The sequence below is a fragment of the Faecalibacterium sp. DFI.5.82 genome (assembly GCF_029076575.1).
Lineage (GTDB): Bacteria > Bacillota > Clostridia > Oscillospirales > Ruminococcaceae > Faecalibacterium > Faecalibacterium duncaniae.
The window spans coordinates 1-321 of record NZ_JARFIS010000351.1; the positions used below are offsets into that span (position 1 = coordinate 1).

The 321-nt window shown below is 57.0% G+C and carries 1 pseudogene; it reads right to left on the reverse strand.

The annotated features are described in order from the left end of the window. Nucleotides 1-231, reverse strand: a pseudogene (locus P0G09_RS16955) (sodium:proline symporter); the annotation flags it as partial. Nucleotides 232-321: the final 90 nt, after the last annotated feature.

The window sequence follows — 321 nt, forward strand, 5'->3', positions numbered from 1 at the left end:
CACGATGAGCCAGTTCAGCCAGGTGCCCAGCGCCAGGCCGATGGCGGTCCAGCCGGGCGAGGCGATGCCGGTGAGGTAGGCAAGGCCCGGCATTCCCATCAACAGCCAGTTGGACATATCGCTGGCTTCGGCACTCATGGCCGTGACCAGCGGGCCCATCTTGCGGCCGCCAAGGTAGAAATCGGTGCTGTCGTTGTTGGACTTGCTGTATGCAACCCCAACCAACAGCATTGCCACCAGATAGATGATGATGGTGGCGATGATTCAGATGTTGGTCATATACTTTTTCCCCCATGTCTTTCCAAATGAAAGTACGCTTTG